The 18,223-nt window shown below is 65.9% G+C and carries 13 protein-coding genes; 2 read left to right on the top strand and 11 right to left on the bottom strand.

Features of this window, described 5'->3' with window-relative positions:
- Positions 1-33: 33 nt before the first annotated feature.
- Together B9C43_RS53330 and B9C43_RS60380 are read right to left on the bottom strand one after the other, a co-directional pair.
- Positions 34-2,769: a helix-turn-helix transcriptional regulator gene (locus B9C43_RS53330; protein WP_143447252.1), complete on the bottom strand. Its 2,736-nt coding sequence runs from the start codon at positions 2,767-2,769 to the stop codon at positions 34-36.
- A gap of 43 nt (positions 2,770-2,812) precedes the next feature.
- On the bottom strand, positions 2,813-3,265 hold the full coding sequence (locus B9C43_RS60380; RefSeq protein WP_407657195.1) for a DJ-1/PfpI family protein: 453 nt from the start codon (positions 3,263-3,265) through the stop codon (positions 2,813-2,815).
- Here B9C43_RS60380 and B9C43_RS59350 point away from each other — a divergent pair.
- On the top strand, positions 3,152-3,451 hold the full coding sequence (locus B9C43_RS59350) for a hypothetical protein (protein WP_235039372.1): 300 nt from the start codon (positions 3,152-3,154) through the stop codon (positions 3,449-3,451). The two genes, B9C43_RS60380 and B9C43_RS59350, sit on opposite strands and share 114 nt — an antisense overlap.
- Before the next feature lie 382 nt (positions 3,452-3,833).
- Here the strand turns inward: B9C43_RS59350 and B9C43_RS53340 are convergent, their stop codons facing one another.
- The 4 genes from B9C43_RS53340 to B9C43_RS53355 all read right to left on the bottom strand — a co-directional run bounded on the left by B9C43_RS53340 (position 3,834) and on the right by B9C43_RS53355 (position 6,396).
- Positions 3,834-4,559, bottom strand: coding sequence for a hypothetical protein (locus tag B9C43_RS53340; protein WP_200826128.1), 726 nt, complete (start codon positions 4,557-4,559; stop codon positions 3,834-3,836).
- Positions 4,519-4,812, bottom strand: coding sequence for a P27 family phage terminase small subunit (locus B9C43_RS59355; protein WP_235039373.1), 294 nt, complete (start codon positions 4,810-4,812; stop codon positions 4,519-4,521). The genes B9C43_RS53340 and B9C43_RS59355 overlap by 41 nt, the downstream gene beginning before the upstream one ends.
- Entirely contained in the window at positions 4,809-4,961 is a 153-nt protein-coding gene (locus B9C43_RS59360; protein ID WP_235039374.1) for a hypothetical protein, read from the bottom strand. Before B9C43_RS59360 ends, B9C43_RS59355 begins: the two co-directional genes overlap by 4 nt.
- A gap of 631 nt (positions 4,962-5,592) precedes the next feature.
- The gene (locus B9C43_RS53355) at positions 5,593-6,396 is read right to left on the bottom strand and encodes an alpha/beta hydrolase (RefSeq protein ID WP_235039375.1); all 804 of its coding nucleotides are present in this window, start codon (positions 6,394-6,396) and stop codon (positions 5,593-5,595) included.
- 638 nt (positions 6,397-7,034) lie between these two features.
- Here B9C43_RS53355 and B9C43_RS53365 point away from each other — a divergent pair.
- Positions 7,035-7,217: a hypothetical protein gene (locus B9C43_RS53365; protein WP_084434838.1), complete on the top strand. Its 183-nt coding sequence runs from the start codon at positions 7,035-7,037 to the stop codon at positions 7,215-7,217.
- Between the two features lie 192 nt (positions 7,218-7,409).
- Here the strand turns inward: B9C43_RS53365 and B9C43_RS53370 are convergent, their stop codons facing one another.
- The 5 genes from B9C43_RS53370 to B9C43_RS53390 are packed head-to-tail and all read right to left on the bottom strand — an operon-like array spanning position 7,410 to position 18,219.
- Positions 7,410-10,043 (bottom strand): family 78 glycoside hydrolase catalytic domain, encoded by a 2,634-nt coding sequence (locus tag B9C43_RS53370; RefSeq protein ID WP_084434839.1) that lies wholly within the window; start codon positions 10,041-10,043, stop codon positions 7,410-7,412.
- A complete protein-coding gene (locus B9C43_RS53375) occupies positions 10,015-12,465 on the bottom strand; it encodes a glycoside hydrolase family 2 TIM barrel-domain containing protein (protein WP_084434840.1) in 2,451 nt (816 codons plus the stop codon). Before B9C43_RS53375 ends, B9C43_RS53370 begins: the two co-directional genes overlap by 29 nt.
- A complete protein-coding gene (locus tag B9C43_RS53380) occupies positions 12,462-14,786 on the bottom strand; it encodes a glycoside hydrolase family 3 N-terminal domain-containing protein (RefSeq protein ID WP_084434841.1) in 2,325 nt (774 codons plus the stop codon). Before B9C43_RS53380 ends, B9C43_RS53375 begins: the two co-directional genes overlap by 4 nt.
- Complete coding sequence (locus B9C43_RS53385) at positions 14,783-17,011, bottom strand: beta-glucosidase (protein WP_235039376.1); 2,229 nt, start codon at positions 17,009-17,011, stop codon at positions 14,783-14,785. Before B9C43_RS53385 ends, B9C43_RS53380 begins: the two co-directional genes overlap by 4 nt.
- A gap of 41 nt (positions 17,012-17,052) precedes the next feature.
- Positions 17,053-18,219, bottom strand: coding sequence for a glycoside hydrolase family 1 protein (locus tag B9C43_RS53390; RefSeq protein WP_235039377.1), 1,167 nt, complete (start codon positions 18,217-18,219; stop codon positions 17,053-17,055).
- Positions 18,220-18,223: the final 4 nt, after the last annotated feature.

The raw sequence follows: 18,223 nt of genomic DNA on the forward strand, positions 1-18,223 counted from the left end.
TTTCCGGCCGGGGCGCCTCGCCCCGGCCGTCGGTCAGGTCATCAGTTTCGCCAGTTCGACGCGGGAGCGCACGCCCAGTTTGGCGAATATGTTGCGCATGTGGTGGTCTACCGTTCGCGTACTGATGAGCATCCGCGCGGCCACCTCACGATTTGTCGCGCCTTCCGCGACCAGGTGGGCGATCTGGCTTTGATGGGGTGTCAGTGTTTCGGTGATGCTACCGGCGCGAGACGGTACCGGTTGTCCGGCGGCGCGCAGTTCGGCTGCGGCTTGGTCAGCCCACGGCCGAGCGTCGAATCGCTCAAATGTGGACAGCGCGTTGTGCAGGAACTCCCGCGCTGCCTTGGGTTTTCGTCGACGACGCAAGTGCCTGCCGAACAGCAGTCCGGTACGGGCGTGCTCGAACTCGTTGGTGCTGAGCGTATGGTGTGCCATCGCATCGACGAAATGCGTTTCTGCATCGTCCATGTTGTCAGCGAGCAACGCATGGCATCGGGCTGACAGAGCGAGCCAGTGCGGACTGCCAGTGCTCGTGGCCCATGAGTCGTACACCCGGAGCGCGTCGATCGCGATCGCGCGGCGTTCGCATCGCGCGGCGGCTTCCACAAGATGGGGGGTGGCCCCGACTTGAACGATCAGATGCCCGTTGCCGCTGCCGTTGGTGATGATTCTGCATAGGTGCGTGACCACGTCGGCGTACTTGCCGTCGGCCAGATCGAGCACGGCCAGCGCCCAGTGGCCGATTGCCGTCGCCCGGCCGCTGCCTGGGCCACGCGGATGGGTGGCGGCCTGCCGCAACCGCAGCAGACAGGTGTGCCGGTCACCGGTCATGGCGGCGAGTCCCGCGAGCAGGGCCAAGTAGTTGCCGGCCAGGTTGTCCTGCCCGCTCTGGCGCGCCAGCCGGAGCCCTTCCAGCCCGGTTGCCGGGTTGTCGCAGCGGCCGAGGAGGAATTCCGCCAGCGCGGCGATCTCCATGGCCTGCGGCACAGCCGGCACATCGCCGTCTGTCTGGGCGATTCGTGCTGCCTTGGAGGCCAGCGCGTACGCCTGTGCTTCGTCACCCCGGAAGATAGCTGCCATGCTTGTGCGAGTGAGGGTGCCGACGTCGTTGAGGGATGCAGCTCTGGCGAACATCCGGCGCGACAGGCTGATCGCCCGGCGGTGTTCGCCGCGGAAGGTTGCCGACAGGGTTGCGAAGTGGTCGAACATCGACTCGACGTCGGGTGGCTCTTCCGGACGGCGCAGCGCCAGGGCACGCTGTGCGATGTCCGGATAGCGGGCATGACCGCCGGACAGGCAAAGCGCCTCGCCTGCCCGGATGAACGCACCGAGGGCGAGGTATCGGTTGTGGTCTGCCAGATCGCCGGCCGCGGTCAGGAGCATGTGCTGGGCCGTGCGGGCCGCGCCGGCTCTCAGCTCGATCTCACCGGTCAGAATCCGTGACTGTGCCTGGATCACATCGGACACCGGTGTCGCAGCAACCTGGCGTAGCAGTGTCCGTGCCCGGTTCGGCTCACCCGCCTGCCATGCGTGATGCGCCGCCGCGACCAGCCGGCCCGCAGCCGTGACAGGGTCGGTAGTGAGATCAGCAGCGCGTTCCAGCGCTCGTGACGACATGGCGTGACATTGGGTTGGCTCCGCCGCGGTTTGCTCCAGCTCCGCGGCCAGCTCGTCGTCTGGGCTATCCGCGGTTGCGGCCCGGTGCAGAGCATGCCGCAACGGATCTGTTCGGCGATCCACAGCTTGCGCCAGGCAACGGTGCGCGGCCCTGCGTTGGGCGAGAGTCGCCTCGTTGTAGGCGACTGAGCTGAGCAGTGGCTGTGGGAACGACAGGGTTGTGCCCTCGACACGAATGATCCCGGCCTTCTCCGCGGGCTCCAGAGCCGCGATGTCCACAGCGCTCGCTGCTGCCGCGCGCGCGAGGGTGTTCACGTCTGCCTGGTCGTCGGCGGCTGCCAGCAACACCAGCCACCGCGCCTGGGCCGGTAACCGGCCCAGTCTGTCCCGATACGAGCCGCGCAGGCCGCTCTCCGAGGGAAGGGTTCCCGGCGCAGGCTGGTCACCCCGGATCTGGTCAGGTGTCAGCGACGTGGCCAGGTCGATGAGCGCGCGCGGGTTGCCTTTCGCCGATTCAACCAGGACTGCGCACACGCCGACAGCGGCTCCGGTCGTCTGCAGGACCTCTCGGCTGGCTTGCTCGTCGAGCGGCCCGAGCCGGTGAGCCGGAACGCCGGAGATGGCCTTGCCGCCGCGGCCCTCATCGCAATAGGCGAACAGCAGGCCGATACGGTCGCTGCGCACTCGTCGAGCTACGAAGACCAACACTTCGAGTGACGGTTCGTCGAGCCAGTGCGCGTCGTCCACAGCAAACAACAGCGGACTGTCTCGCGCCGCCTGGCGGAACAGGCGAAGCACAGTGGCGCGCAAGGCCAGCCCGCCAACTGTTCCCTGTTCCAAAGCCTGGGCCAGCTCTCGAGCCGGCTCGGACAGTTGCCCTGGCACGTGCTCGGTGAGCAGATGAAGTATCTGATGAAGCGCGGCGAACGACACGCCTGCCTCCGCCTCGTGCCCGTCGAATGCGACCACAGTGAAACCGATCGCCTCAGCGACGCCGAACCGGACAAGCGCGCTCTTGCCGACACCCGCGTCGCCGTGGAAAACCAATGCTCCGCCCGATCCCGCGGCGATATCGGACATCAGTGCGGTGAGCCGTTCGCATTCCAGGCGACGGCCAGGCAGCGGAATCCCCTGCGGCGGCGCAGACAACACGAAAGCGAGCGTATCGGCGACGACCAAACACGGGAAGTGCTTGTCAGCAACATGCGCGATTGCCGATCCCGATTTGAACCAACACAACAAAAAAGAAGGCCGCCGCGCTTGGCGAACGGGAAACGCGACAATCTGCGCCGCAGCTGATGGGAATCGCCGCCTCGAACGTCCTCAGTGGACGTACGTCAGGCCGGGACGCTCGCCCTGTCCAGCACCTGCATGAACGCGCGCGACCACTCGGGCAGGTCGGGCCGCCGCGGCAGGACACCATGGCGCCGTCCACGAATGTGGCGCCGGCGTTCCTTACGTCGGCTTTCAGGGGCGGGTATGCGGCCGTGGTGCGGCCGCGTAGCAGCCCCAGTGCGGCCGGGACCTGTGGGCTGTGGCAGATCGTGCCGACCGGGAGTGCTCGGTCGAAGAAGTGCTTGACGATGTGCGCCACGTCCGGGTCGGTTCGGATGTGTTCCGGCGCTCGGCCGCCGGGGATCACGAGCACGTCGTAGTCCTCGGGATTCACGTCGCCGATTGCCAGCCGGACGAGTTCGCCGTGGATCCTGCGGTGTCCCCATTTGCTGTCCTCGGTGGCAAGCCGCGTCGCCGGTGTGATGGGAAGATCGACGCCCGTCGGTGGCGAAGGATGAGCCTGGACAGGGCGCTGAGCCAGAGCCGGTCCGCGGGTTGATAGCGCAGGCGTTTTGCCGAGTGGGCGGTGCAGGATCGTGTTCTCGTGTCTCAGGACTAGGAGCTCGGCGTCCCTGCTGGTCTCACGGCGTACAGTACTCCGGGAATCGAGAGCAGATGCCGGGTCACGCCGTACAGCAGCGAGACGATCGTGCAAGGATTGTCTCAACCTGACTGGCAGGCCCGTTGACCTACAGCGATGAGTATTTGAGCGTCACACGGGGTTGGAGACGTACCAGTTGGCCTCGTCCCACGGGTCCGCGTCGTCCGGCACGTTACGGAGGTACACGAATCGGTGCGGTGCCGGCTGGGGTCGTTGGCGATCCGGACGCATTCGTCGTGTTCGGACTTGGCGAAGCTGGCCAGGTCGTTGCCCGCGATCATCAACGGTTGCATCCGGGTACCCATGCCGGTACGCATCGCGCCGACCACAGATCCCCGTTCGGCTGGTTCAGCACCTCGTCGAAGATCACCGCAGAGGGGTTGTGACCGAGGTTGCCCATGCTGTCGGCGGCGACCACTTCGTAGTAGGACCCGGTTTTCTCATCGACGATGCGGGCCTGGTGCTCGATCGCCCGCAGGCGACGGGAGAGCACCGGGGACAGCTTGACCATCCGGGCGGCGACCTCGAAGACCTTGTGCGCCTGGGGCTTGTCCATCGCGCAGCCGTAGATCTCCGTACCCTCCACCCCGGTCGGCCACGAGCATGTAGAGCGCGACGAACGCCAACAGCTCGGACTTGCCGTTCTTGCGCGCCAGCTCGATCCAGGCGATGCGGTAGCGCCGGACGTAGCGCCCCACGCCTCATCCCAGCGCACCTCACCGAACAGCGGTCTGACGATGTCGTCGCGCTGCCAGGGCGCGAGGATGAACGAGGTCCTGGCCCACCGGTCTTTGGTGTGGACGCAGATCTCCTGCTCTCCTGCGCGCTCCTGCGCGAACGCGATCGCGTGATCCGCACGCGGCTTGCACAGGTGGTCGCCGCGCTTGCGGTAGGTGCGGCCGTCGACGTGCGGCCACAGACACGAAGCCGCAGGGCCTTCATGGGTGGCCTGCTGGTGGTGGGGTTTACGAGAGGAGCCGCTCCGCACCGCCCACCGAGTCGCCATCGCCGCCCACCTCGGCCTTGATCGCCTGACGATCCGACGGCGTCAAACCGAACCGGGCCGCGTTGGTGAGAAACACCCGCTCCGCATCCGCCTGCACCTTCAACGCCGGATTCGGCACCAACACACCCGGCCCCGGCACCAGCAGCGCCGAGCCGTTCACCAGTTGGGGCGCTGCGGCGTACCGGGCCAGCGCCTCACACAACACCGCGAACGCGTCCGCATCCCAGGAGATCAGGACCTTGCGTGCGGTCATGTCGGGGCCAGCCGCTCCCAGATCGCCCGGGCCTTGTCCGACAACCAGTCAGAGGGAGTCACAGCCTCGGCTGGTGGGACCGGTTCATGAGTGTTGATGCGGTCTTTCCGGTCGCCGTGCAGGATGCGCAGGCCGGTTGACTTCGACACGGGGCCACGTTTTCCCATGGCCTCCTCCAACCGTCAAGCGAGACCGGCCACCCGCTACGTCAGAGGTGTGGCAAAATTCCGACTTTGACCAAATTGGTCAAACATGATGCAGGTTCCGAGACTACCCTTGCCCCGTGGTCGACGCATAGCTCATCCAGGAGCAAATTTTCCATACTGCAAATATTATGCAGGAGATCTACCGTAATGCCGCAGACAGACAGACCACAGGCACCCGACTGTCTTACGCACCTGACGGGGCCGCATGAATGGCCGCCTTGCCCTTACTTGCCCGTCGACCGTGCGTTCATCACAGGTCAAACCCGCAGTGCAGCGTTTTGGAACCTCACAGGCAAACCTGGCCAGGCGGCCGAACTCTATGGACACGTGCTGAAAACCGAACCGCTGTCGCGCCGAGACCGCGGGTACTTCATGGCACGGATGGCATCATCTCTCGCGCTGTCAGGCGAACCGGACGAAGCCTCGCTCGTCGGCATCCAAGCAGTCGAGTTGGCGTCGGCGACCTCTTCGCTGCGTACGAAGCGCGAACTCCGTCGGACACTTCAGGTACTGACGCCGTGGAGCGGTCGGCCGGGCCCGGTCGAGCTGCGCTCTGCGCTCTCTGATTGGAACGTCACTGCTCCTCAGTGAGCCAGTCTGTGACGGTTCGGATCGTAAATGCTTGCCATTCTTGGCTTTGCGGGTTCACGTACTGCGGGTCATCGTGGACGGCGAAGCCGTGTTGCGCACCATCGATCTCCACCAACTTGTGCTCGACGCGAAGCTGCTGGGCTGCGGCCCGTGAGGCTTCGATCGAGACGAACGTGTCCTTCGTGCCGTGGACGATCAGCGTCGGCGCCTGGATCTCGCCCAGCACCAGGTTCGGCCTGATCCAGAACACCTCATTCAGCATCGCTCGACCGTGTTTCACGGTCGGTGAATGGTCGATGTACCGGTGTTGCTCGAGCTGGTGCGCTGCCTTGTCACTGAGGTGGTCGTCAGTCCAGTGTGGCTTCTGGTTGATGTACCGGTCTTTGTAGTTCAGCTGGGGGTTCAGCAGGACCAAGCGCGTCAGTTCGTCGGGTCGCTTGGCGGCGTAGTAGGCGCACAGGCCGCCGCCGAAGCTCGCGCCCAGCAGGCTGATCGCAGTCGCGCCAGTGGTTTCGCGCAGGTACGCCAATGCCACGCGGATGTCGTTCAGATGGGCAGCCAACGTCGCCTCGTGCTGCACCCCGCCGCTGCGGCCATGGCCTCGCAAGTCGTAGCGCAATGACGCGACGCCAGCCTCTCCCAGTCCAGTGGCCAGCCGGGTGAAGAACCCGCCTTCCTCGCGGGTGACCCCGCCCCCGTGGACGAAGGCAACAGCTCGACTGGCGCGGTCACTTGGCGAGACGAGCGTTCCGTCGATGTGCAAGCCGTCAAGGGTTCGCAAGGTCACTTGACTGCTGTGAAGAGGCAATGTCGCTCCATGCCGTCGTGGATCGGACCAACCCGATTCTCGCCTGTTGAAGGCAGACTCGCGAAGTTGGCGACCATCATGTCGGCTATGGCGGTAGACGGACAGTTGGCACTGCGTATGGCGAAGGCGTTGTCCAACGAGATCGACGCCGCATCCAATCTCTTGCGGCGGTCACTGATTCTGGTGCACGTCTCCGCCACCCGCCTGGACTCGCAACCCGAGGTTGAGCGCGATGCGCTCAACCTTCTCAACAGCACTCAAAAATCGGCGAACGTACGGCGCTGGAGGCGCTCGATTGGCGTGACTCGCGATGTAGTCGCGGCATCGCCGGTCGAGGGTCACAACATCCGGACCGTCGTGGACTCGCATAGACTGCAGACTGGCCAACGCCCTTCCTTCTCAACCGCGGCAAGGCCAACCGTCAGCTTGGTGACCTTGTCCATGTCGATTGCCAGACAGGCGAAAGGGGGATCCGCGTCGAGACTGGCGATACGGAAGAAGGACGTGGCAGTGGTTCCGCTGAGGAGCACTGGGACTTCGATGGTGCGCGTCGTCGTACCCCGCTGTCGTCTAGCAAGGCCTCCAGTCCGAACAGGCGATGATCCACGATTCCCTGCGTGAGCCAAGGCATTCTCTTATTCGGGCAGTCCGCGTCGGATTCTCTCGGCTTCATCGTCCTCGCGGCGAGCGTCGTGCTCATAGCGCTCGGCGACCAGGGTAGCCCGGTCAGCCAAGTCGGCTGGCGGCAGCACCGTGGCGGTATGTACAGCAGCGCGTACGCGCTCGATGATGGATACTGACCGGCCTGCGACGAACCACCCTGCCGGTTCGACTGCTCTGCTGAAGCCAGCGGCCAGAGTCAGCCCCATTCGGCCCCAAGCCCACAGTTCGTGCCGTCACGACCACGATCGTCCTAGAATCTCGCTGCTGCCGGGACCCGCCTGTCGCCTTGGACATCGATGCCACGATGGTTCGACGGGAATCCGGCTGACCTACGCGTCGCAACTGTCCATGTGCGTGCCCGGGCCTACGGGGAAGCTTCGCCTGTCCGGCAACGTCACGGTGGCTGTCGTTCCTGGCGGAACGGTGACCGACAAGTGGAACCGACCGTCCTCGATACGCCACTTCGTCGCGATGCGGCCATACACGGAGTCGAGTTCGGCCTCAGCCCAGGTGATCCCGCCACCCGGCTCGGGACGTACGTCGAAGTGCCGGTATCCCGGTGCATCGTCGCGTAGCCGTATTCCCGCGGTGTGGCGGTGCAGGAATGACACGACGGCGCCCTTGCTGTAGTGGTTGAGCGAGGCGTGTGGGGTACCGTGCTCGTCGATGCCGTCCCAGTGCTCCCAGATCGTGGTCGCGCCGCGGTTGATCATGGTGAGCCACGACGGCTGGGTGTCCTGGAACAACAAGTCGTAGGCCACGTTCAAGTGCCCGGTGTCCGCAAGCACGGGCAGCAGGTACGGCGTTGCCAGGAACCCGGTGCCCAGGTGGGTGCCCGCCGCGCGGATCAGGGTGACGAGTCGTTCCGCCGTGGCGGCGCACATGTCCGCCGGTACCAAGTCGAAGGCCAGTGCTCGCACATACGTGGCCTGCGTGTCCGGGGTGAGTGTGCCGTCGTCGGCGATGAACTCTTTGCGCCAGGCGTTGAGGGCATTCGCCGCAAGGAGTTCGTACCGGTCGGCATCATCCCGGTGACCGGTCATGGTTGAGATCTGGGACAGCAGTGACGCCGAGCGGTACAGATACGCGGTCGCCACCGCGCCGTGATCCGCGGTCCGGAAAGCCTCGTCTTCGGCGTCTGGTTCGCACCACTCGCCCCAGTGGAAGCCACCGTCCCAGAGGAATTCTTCATGTGGCGCGGGTTCCGGGCGGCGGGTCGCACGGTCCGGGTGCCTACGGGTGCGGGCCCGTTCCGCGGCGAAGTCCACCCACCGGGTCATCATCGGCCGGAATTCCTTGAGGACGTCGAGATCGCCGTAGACCCGGTACAGCTCCCACGGCACGATCACCGACGCGTCGCCCCACCCGGAGGAACCGGCGAACAGTTCCATCACCGGCAGATGCTGGATGGCGCGACCGCCGGGGTCGGGCGCGAAGTTGGTCAGGCAGCCGTTGTCCCATTGGTCCACGGCGAGGTCTCGCAGCCATTTCACGGAGAATCCCGCTACGTCGTAAAGGAATGCGGCCGTCGGCACGTAGAGCATCCAGTCGCCGGTCCAGCCCGCGCGTTCGCGTTGTGGACAGTCGGTGGGGATGTCGCAGGCGTTGGCGCGGAAGCTCCACACTGCGGCCTCGTGCAGTTTGTTGATCCGTTCGTCACTACAGCGGAACCACCCGGTGCGGCGCAGGTCGGTGTGCACGACGATGCCGCGCACGTCGTCTGTCGTGATCTGACGGGACGCGCCTTCCACACTGACGTACTGGAAACCGTGCGTGGTGTGCCGAGGTTCGAACACTTCGTCCGGTCGGCCACCGGAGATCACCCGGTCGACTTGACCGGCCGGCAGCGCTTCGCCGGTCTGCCAGTGGATGGTACGCAGGTGCTCGACGGTGACGTCACCGTCCGGGCCGAGTGCTTCGCCATGGGTGAGAACGAGGTGATCTCCCTGCGGCACCTTCAGCCGGAGCCAGCCGTTGATGTTCTGGCCGAGGTTGATGACCTGCCGCCCGGATGACAACCGGGCCACCGAAACGGGCGTCAGTTCCTCGATACGCCGCACGGGTGGCGCGGGTGACGTGGTGAGCCGGTCGAAATCGTCATAGCGCCCACCGCTGACGACTGCGGCTTTCGACCAGGAAGCATCGTCGAAACTGGGAGCCGACCAGCCGGGCGTTTCGCGGCTCATGTCCACATTCTGGCCGTCCATGAGGTCCGCCGTGATCCATGCCGGTGTAGTCGTCCACGCGGAGTCGGTCCCCAGCACAGTGGTCGAGCCGTCCTCGTGCACTACGTGCAACTGGCACAACAAGGCTGTGTGGTCGCCGAACGAGTTCGGGATGCGCATCGCGCCGGTTCGGCCGCGAAACCAGCCGTCGGACACAATGGCGCCCAAGCTGTTTTCGCCCGTGCGGAGCTGGTCGGTGACGTCGTAGGTCTGGACGTGCAACACATCCCGGTAAGCGGTGTAGCCGGGTGTCAGTTCCAGGTCGCCGACGCGCTGTCCGTTCAGGAAGGTCTCGTGGACGCCATGCGCTGTGGCGTACAGCCGGGCACTCGTGACGGCTTCCGACAACGTGAAGTCCCGCCGGAACAGGTGCGCGGACCGGCTTCCGGCTTCCGGCAGGTTCCGCTCGTGGGGTTCGATCCACGTGGCTGTCCAGTCCTTGGCGCCGAGCCCGGTTTCCCAGAACGCGGGCTCGGACCAGGCGCTTTCGCCGAGATCGGTCCACACTTTGACCTGCCAGGTCACTCGCTGGCCGGAACCGGGCACGGGACCGGAGTAACGGACCAGCACGTGCTCGTCGGTGTCTACTCGCCCGGAATCCCAATCAGGGGTACGAATCTGGTATGCCGACTGTGCGGCGGAACCGGCAGGGAGCCACCACGACAGTCGTGGTTGGGCGACGTTCGTCCCCAAGGGGTTGTGCAGATGCTCAGCACGCAGGCGAGTAGGCGCCGTCATCGGTGCGTCCTTTCGTCTGTTCGGCGATCACCACTACGTCGGTGGTCAGGTTGGTGTCGTCCGTGATCGTGACGTGGATTTCGCCGGGCCCGGTGGGGCGGATGACGGCCAGTGCCCGCCCGTTGAACGTGCGGTGGCCGTGACCGGTGAACGTTTCCTCGTTCGTGGGATCGGCGCTGCCGAGGCCCTGGAGAATGCCGGGACCGTTGACGGCCACAGTGATGCGGCGATCGGTGCCGGTGAACACGACGCCGTGCGAATCGACGAGGGTGATGTCGACGAACGCGAGGTCGTCCACGTCTGCCTTGATGAATGAGCGATCCACGGCCGCTGATAGGCGGACGTCGCCGATGGCCGTGGCCAGCTCGCTGCGCTCGGTTTTCCGACCGTCGCAATAGGACACTGCGGTGACGGTGCCTGGGATGAAGGTGGTCTCGAACTCGGTGCGGTAGCGGTGATGTTCACCGACAGGTTTGCGGCCGAGCGAGTTTCCGTTGACGAGCAGTTCGACTTCGTCGGCGTCGCTGTAGACCTCGACGACCAGGGGCTTGCCTTCGTGTCCGGGCCATGTCCAGGTCGCGAGGCTGTCGGTCCAGGCCCAGGGTGACGACATGGCTTGGCGGCCATAGGTTTCCGGGTTTTGGACGGCGATGTACGGAGCGGACCGGAGACCGAAGACGATCTCGCGGTAGTACGAGGCGGGGCGGCGTACACCGGTGATGTCGATGTCGCCGCACCACGCGGTGAGCCATGGGTAGTTGCCGAGGAAGCTTCCCGGCTCGCCGGCGTATTGCGGCCTGCCGACGCCTGCTTCGCCGAGGTAGTCCCACCCGGTCCAGGTGAAGTCGCCGATGACGTGCGGGTGTTGCTTGACCAGTCCCCACAGGCGGTCGATCTGGGTGGGGAACGTCTCGGAGCCGACGATGACCCGGTTCGGGAACAGCTTGCGGTCGATTTCATAGCGACTGTCGAGGTAGTTCATGCCCGCGATGTCGAGCGTCGCGAACACCTCGGCGGTGCGGTCGGTGACGGGGTCTGACATGCCGACCCGGTCGAGGACTTCACCCCAGTCCGCCATCACGGTGTTGATGCCGGTCCCGTCGGTCGTCTGTGCCTTGAGGTCGTCGAGCACAGTGAGCAGGCCGTTGACGCCGCTGGTGACGAACCGGGTGCTGTCGAGGGCGCGCACGTGCTCGGCGAGCCGACGGGCCCAGACCGCTCCGTGCGGCGTGCCCACTTCGGGAATTTCGTTGCCGATGGAGTAGGCGAAGACGCTGGGGTGGTTCTGATCCTTGCGCACCATTGCGTTGAGATCGCGTTCCCACCAGTCGGCGAAGTCGAGCGCGTAGTCGAAGTCGCTCTTGCTCCTGGTCCACATGTCGAAGGCTTCGTCCATGACGAGCACGCCGAGCCGGTCGCAGGCGTCGAGCATTGCCCGGCTCATCGGATTGTGCGCGCTACGGATGGCGTTGAAGCCAGCCTGTTTGAGCAGCTCGACGCGTCGGTGTTCGGCCCTGGTGACGGCGGCGGCGCCGAGAATCCCGTTGTCGTGGTGGATGCACGCGCCGCGCAGAGTGACGACCTCGCCGTTGATCCGGAATCCACGTTCTGCGTCGAGCTGGAGGGTACGGATGCCAAACGTGGTCTCGGCTTCGTCGACGAGGTCATCCCCAGCCTGCACGGTGACGGCCGCACGGTAGAGGTGTGGCGTTTCAGGGCTCCACAGTGCCGGATCAAGCACGACCACGCGCTGGCGCAGCACGGCATCCTCGCCGGGAAGCACAGTCACCGGTGCGCGGTCCACCGCGACAGTTCGGTTCTGGCCGTCGAGCATTGTGGTCTCGACGGTGACGGTGGCGATCCGGGTGGCCTCGTTCTCGATTGTCGTGGCGATCTCGACGACGGCGCGCTGCGCGTCGATGTCAGGGGTTACGACACGCACACCGTGGAGTCCGATGTGGACGGGTTCGGCGACGATCAGGTGGACGGGGCGGTGGATGCCCGCACCCGAGTACCACCGTGAATCCTGGTGTGCCCGGGCCTCGACTCGCAGGACGTTCTCTTCGCCGTAGCGGAGGAAGTCGTCTGCCTTGATCGAGAACTCGGCGTATCCGGACGCCCAGCGGCCGGCGAGGTCGCCGTTGAGGTAGATCAGCGCGGACCGGTACACACCCTCGAACTCGATTCGGACCCGCTTCGAGGCGTACTCGTCGGGAACGAAGAACTTCTTCGTGTACTCCCACGTTCCGCCGCGGAAGAATCCCGTCGCCGCGCCGTCGCTCCACTCGGCATCACGCGGCGTGCTGATCACGGCGTCGTGCGGCAGGATTATGGGCTCTTCGGGAGGCGAAACGCCCAGTTCGGCGAACTCGTTCACCTTCGGTCGGACGGTCCATCCCTCGGAGAATGGCTGACGGATCACGCGCTCACCGCCGGCAGCAGCACCGATCCGGTGCCGCGGACGTCGTCGCTTGCGAACGCGGCCAGCACAGTGACCTCACCGGGTTCGACGCCTCGCGTGCCGTCCGGCTGGGTGTAGGCCAGGCGTGCGGCGGGGACGTCGAAGGTGAGTCCACGGCGTTCCCCAGGGGCGAGTTTCACCCTCTGGAAGGCGAGTAATTGGCGGACAGGACGCACCACCGTGGCGGCTTCGTCCCGGCCGTAGAGCTGAACGACGGTAGCTCCGGCGCGAGTTCCGGTGTTGGCCACGGTGCACGTGGCCTGGATCGCGGTCCGCTCGGCATCGAACCCCACGTGCTCGAGTTCAAGGGAGAAGGTGGTGTAGCTCAGTCCGTGTCCGAAGGCGAACAACGGACCGTTGTCGGCCAGATCACCATAGCCGTGCCGCATCCCGGTGGGGTGCTCATACCCACTGCCGTAGTGATGGCCGTGGTACAGCGGAAGTTGCCCGGTCGTACGCGGGAACGTGGAGGGGAGCTTGCCGCTCGGGTTGACCTTGCCGGTGAGCACCCGGGCGATGGCGTCGCCGGCGTACTGCCCCAGCAGGGGAGCCAACAGCATGGCCGACGAGACGGCTGCCGCGTCCGCCAGCAACAGAGGGCGTCCCGACACGACCACGGTCACAACCGCGCGACCGGTACGCGCCAGCGCGGCGAGCAATGCGTCCTGGTTGCCGGGCAACCGGAGTTGAGCGCTGCTTTGGCCCTCGCCCGCGGTGTTGTTGCCGACCCATCCGGTGCGCTCACCGACAACCGCGATGACGACATCCGCTTCGCCGACCGCATCCCGGACGGCGTCGACGTCTACTGGTTTGGAGTCGTCCAATGAACCGAGGCTCTCGTAACGAACGTGCGGGTGTCGCGCCCGCAGAGCATCGAGGACCGTGCGTGCTTCGGGGTACAGCTGCCGGGCGTGTGCCTCGAACGCCGGCTCGATTCCGGGGAACCGGACCTGGAACAGATCGGTGAAGACCTGCTCGGGAACCCGTCCGGACATGATCTCCGCGATGCCGAGCGGTACCTCCCGGTTGGCGACCGCGGTGTAAGCGCCGAAGTGGATGCGGATCTCGTCCGCAGCGGGACCGACCACAACGACGTCCCGACCGGTGACATCGAGCGGGAGGCCTCCGTCGTTTTGCAGCAGCACGATCGCCTGTTCGGCGACGTCCTGCCCGAGATGCTGGTTCGGTTCCTTCCCCGACGGGGCAGCGGGCTTCGTGGGCGGTGCCAGCTCAGGGATCAGGCCGAGGCGTTGCTTCACCCGCAGGACTCGGGTCACCGCGCGATCGAGATCCGCTTCTTGGATCAAACCCTCCTTGAGGGCTTCGCCGAGCGAGGAGAAGATCTCGTTGTTCGGCAGTTCGACGTCCAGACCGGCGTGCAGCGCCTGCGCGGCGGCCTCGGCCGGGCTGGTGGCGGTGTGGTAGGTCTTGAGCAGCATGCTGATCGAGTCGTAGTCGCTGACCACCGCGCCGGGCAGACCCAGTTCGCCGCGCAGCAGATCGCTGAGCAGCCACGGATCGGCGGCCGCGGGAATGCCGTCGATCTCGTTGTAGGAGTTCATCACCGAATCGAGGCCTGCCTCGGCGATCGCCCGCCGGAACGGCTCGGCGTACACATCCCGCACAGCGCGCCGGCCGAGTTGTGCGGCCGCCTGGTTCAGCCCACCTTCCGACGCGCCGTACCCCGTGAAGTGCTTGGCCACCGCCGTGACCCCGGTGTCGCCGTGCACGCCGTTGATCCCCTGGACGAACGCGACGCCCATCTGCGAGATCAGCTCGGGATCCTCACCGTAGGTCTCGTGGACCCGGCCCCAGCGCGGATCCCGCGCCACATCCAGCACGGGAGAGAAACACAGGTGCACGTTCGCCTGTCGCATCTCGGCACTGGTGATCGCGGCGCACGCCTTGGTCAGCTCAGGCGCGAAGGTCGCGGCCTGTGCCCACGCGGTGGGGAACTGGGTGCCTGATTCGTGCAGGAAGCCGTTGACTCCCTCCCCGTGCACGAGCGCGCCGATTCCGAACGGGCTGATCTCGCGGGACTGTTCCTGGAGTTCACCCAGCAACCGCTGGAAGACCGACAGATCCGCGTCGAGCAGCCAGACCATCGACAGGTGCCCGACGCCATGCGGACGCAGCTCGGGCAGCCGGGTGAAATCCCAGCCACCACCGGACCCGGCTTGGGTGACGAAACCCAGCTCGTAGACGGACAAACCTTGCAACTGGGCGATCTTCTGGTCGATGTCCAGACGGCGGACAAGGGCGTGGATGTCGCGTGAGGTCACGGTTCGCGGCTCTCTTTCTCTCGCGACACGGGGACTGTGCGGCTGATCTTCATGAGCTGTTCGAGGATGTCGTCGGAGAACAGCGCCGGTGCCGCGCGGGTGAACTGGCGCATCGGGAGGTGGGCGGCCATGGCGAGTCCCTCGTGGTTGGCCTGTTCGAAGGTCTTCGCTTGGTCTGTGGGCAGGTTGCGGGTCATGCTCTGCCGGAACTCCGGGCCGACGACTGGATGGGCCGACCACTCGCTGAAGGTGGACTCCATGGTCAGCTCGCGGATGATCGGGTCGCCGACCAGATCGATCTCGGTTTCGGCCACGATCGTGGCGGAGTCCGCACCGATCTGGATCCGGTACGCGCCGGGCGACACGACCCAGTCCCAGGTGGTGGCGTCCCAGTAGGCGAAGGCGCGGTGATCCAGCTCCAGTGTGATCTCACTGGTTTGACCCGGTTCGAGGAACACCTTGCGGAAGGCCCGCAGTTCACGCGCCGGTCGGCGCACGTTACCCGCGGTGGTCGCGACGTATAGCTGCACCACGTGTTTTCCGGCGCGTGATCCGATGTTGGTGACTCGCACGGTCGCCGTGGCGGTCGTGTCCCCCGTCGCCGTGACGGTGAGGTCGTCGACGTGGAAACGGGTGTAGCTCAGCCCATGTCCGAAGGGATAGCGCACTGATCGGCCGACTGTCTGGTAGTACCGGTAGCCGACCATGACCCCTTCGCCGTACCGGACGTGCCCCGCTTCGCCGGGAAAGTTCAGGTAGCTCGGGTTGTCCTCGAGCCGCAGCGGGATGCTCTCGGCGAGGCGGCCGGACGGGTTCACCACGCCGAACAGCACATCCGCCAGCGCGCCGCCACTGGCCTGGCCGAGCAGCCAGCCCTCGACGATCGCGTCGACCTCGTCGTGCCATCCCTCCAACGAGACCACGCCGCCGTTGCTGAGCACGACGACGGTGCGTTTGGCGACCGCGGCCACTGCCCGGATCAGTTCGACCTGGTCGGCTGGAAGGTCGATCGATTCCCGATCGTATCCCTCGGCCTCCGTCGCCGTGCCCGCGAACACAATCGCCACTTCGGCCTGACGGGCCACCTCCACCGCGTCCGAACTCAACGCATGGACGACCGCGGCGCCGCGTTCCGTAGCCAGTGTGGTGATCTCCTGAAGCGGAACGTCCACAGTGGTCGAATTGACGCGGGAACTGCCGTCACCCTGGTACCGCGGATTCACCGCAAGCTCGCCGATCACCGCGATCGTGCCGGGGCCCTCCAGAGGCAGCACAGCGTTGTCGTTCTTCAGCAGCACCACGCACTCAGCGGCGAGTTCCCGCGCGAGCGCATGGTGCGCCTGCACATCGAACGTCTCGTCATCGGTCGCGGAACTGAACCTGCTCAACTGAGCCACCCGCGCCACAGCTTGGTCCACTATGATCTCGTCAAGAGTGCCGGATCGCACTGCCTCGACGATCTTGCGTGCGCTGAGTCCGGAGGTGCCAGGCATCTCGAGGTCCAGCCCGGCCGCGAGCGCGGCGACCCGATCCACGACGGCGCCCCAGTCGGAGATCACCGTGCCGGAGAATCTCCATTCGGCGCGCAGTAGGTCAGTGAGCAGCCACCGGTTCTGCGACGCGTAGACGCCGTTGACCCGGTTGTAGGAGCACATGACGGTCGCGGGGTGGGCCTCGGTGACGACCCGCTCGAAGGCAGGGAGGTAGATCTCGCGCAAGGTGCGCTCGTCGATGTCCGCGCTGATGCGCATCCGGTCGGTTTCCTGGTTGTTGGCAGCGAAGTGCTTCACCGACGCGCCCACGCCTTCCGCCTGCAGGGCTTGGACGTATGCGCTGGCCAGTACCCCGGAGACGAGCGGGTCTTCGGAGAAGTACTCGAAGTTCCGCCCGCACAATGGTGAGCGTTTGATGTTCACGCCCGGACCGAGGACCACACCGACACCGGCCGCGCGGGCTTCCCGCCCGAGCGCGGCACCGAGCCGGGCGGCCACCTCGGGATCCCAGCTCGAGCCGACCGCGACAGCGGGCGGAAAGCAGGTCGCGGGCAGGCTCTCGGGTATGCCTTGGGAGTAGTCCTCCACCACCTCGCGACGAATCCCGTGTGGACCGTCGCACAGGAAGACCGATTCGATTCCGGCTTCCGGGCAGGCGTGCGTCCGCCACTGCCCCTGGCCGGTGAGCAGTTCCGCCTTCTGCTCAAGGGTCAACTCGGCGATGTCCATCATGGAATGCTCTTCCTGTGGTGGTCGGTCTGGTTTCTCCGGGATCACAGCGCGTTCGCGCGGGCGACGGATCCCAGCCACGCGAGGCTTGGCTTTGCGCGACGCTCGAAGGTCCCGCGGTCGACGGCGACGAGGCCGAACGTGGGCTCCCACCGTCCCCATTCGACGTTGTCGAGCAGGCTCCAGTGCAGATAGCCACGTACGTCGATGCCGTCGTCGATGGCGGCGTGGAGTCCCTGCAGGGCGGTGGTCGTGTAGGCGATGCGGCGTTCGTCGTCGGTGGTGGCGATGCCGTTCTCGGTGACCACGATCGGGACATCGCCGACGACGTTACGCGTGTGGCGGACTGCGATGGCGAGTGCGTCGGGGCGGTATGCCCATCCCATGAGGGTGTTGCCGGGGCGCTCGGGATGCGGGACGATGCCGTTCTCGTCGACGAGTTGGCTCGTGTAGGACTGGACCCCGACGAAGTCGTCGTCGCGGGACGCTTCGAGGTACATGTCCTCCCAGATATGCTGCACTTCGGCGTGCTTGGCTTCCCCTCCGGGAGCGGGCACGAGGGCCTGGTTCGCAACCGTCCACCCGACTTTCGCGCCGGTGGCCTGCCGTACGAGCGGAGCCGCGGCCCGGTGGGCTTCGATCAGGACTGTGCCGATCTTGGTGTCGGGAAGGGCATTGAACGGATACGGCCGACCGGCGGCGACCTCCGCCAGAGCGCCATGGTTGACCGCCAGCACGTTGGGTTCGTTGATGGTGCAGATCCACTCGACGCCATCGAGAATGGTGCAGGCTTGCTCAACGTACCGGGCGAAGAGGTCGACAGCGTCATCACGAAGCCACGCGTCATGCGCGCCGAGCCACACGGGATGAGTGAAGTGGTGCAATGTCACTACCGGGGTGAGCCCCAACCGCTGGGCAGTGTCGATCATCCGCCGATAGTGTGCGAGTTCCGCGCGGGAGAACGTTCCCGGGACAGGTTCGATGCGTGCCCACTCGATGCTGAACCGGTAGGCGTTGAAGCCCGCGTCTGCGAGCAGCCGCATGTCCTGTTCGTACCGGTGGTAGCTGTCCACCGCGTCGCCGCTGGGCTGGATGGGCCCGGCCATGTCCTGTTCGAGCTTCCACCAGTCGCTGTTGAGGTTGTTGCCCTCGGTCTGGTGGGCCGAGGTGGCCGCTCCCCAGAGGAATCCGTCAGGGAATGGGCGGGTCACAGGT

The organism is Kibdelosporangium aridum (assembly GCF_900176515.1).
GTDB lineage: Bacteria > Actinomycetota > Actinomycetes > Mycobacteriales > Pseudonocardiaceae > Kibdelosporangium > Kibdelosporangium aridum.

Coding starts and splice junctions, on each gene's coding strand:
- B9C43_RS53340 (WP_200826128.1), bottom strand. CDS start 4,559: ATGGCGACTCGGTGGGCGGTGCGGAGCGGCTCCTCTCGTAAACCCCAC.
- B9C43_RS53370 (WP_084434839.1), bottom strand. CDS start 10,043: ATGACGGCGCCTACTCGCCTGCGTGCTGAGCATCTGCACAACCCCTTG.
- B9C43_RS59355 (WP_235039373.1), bottom strand. CDS start 4,812: ATGACCGCACGCAAGGTCCTGATCTCCTGGGATGCGGACGCGTTCGCG.
- B9C43_RS53385 (WP_235039376.1), bottom strand. CDS start 17,011: ATGATGGACATCGCCGAGTTGACCCTTGAGCAGAAGGCGGAACTGCTC.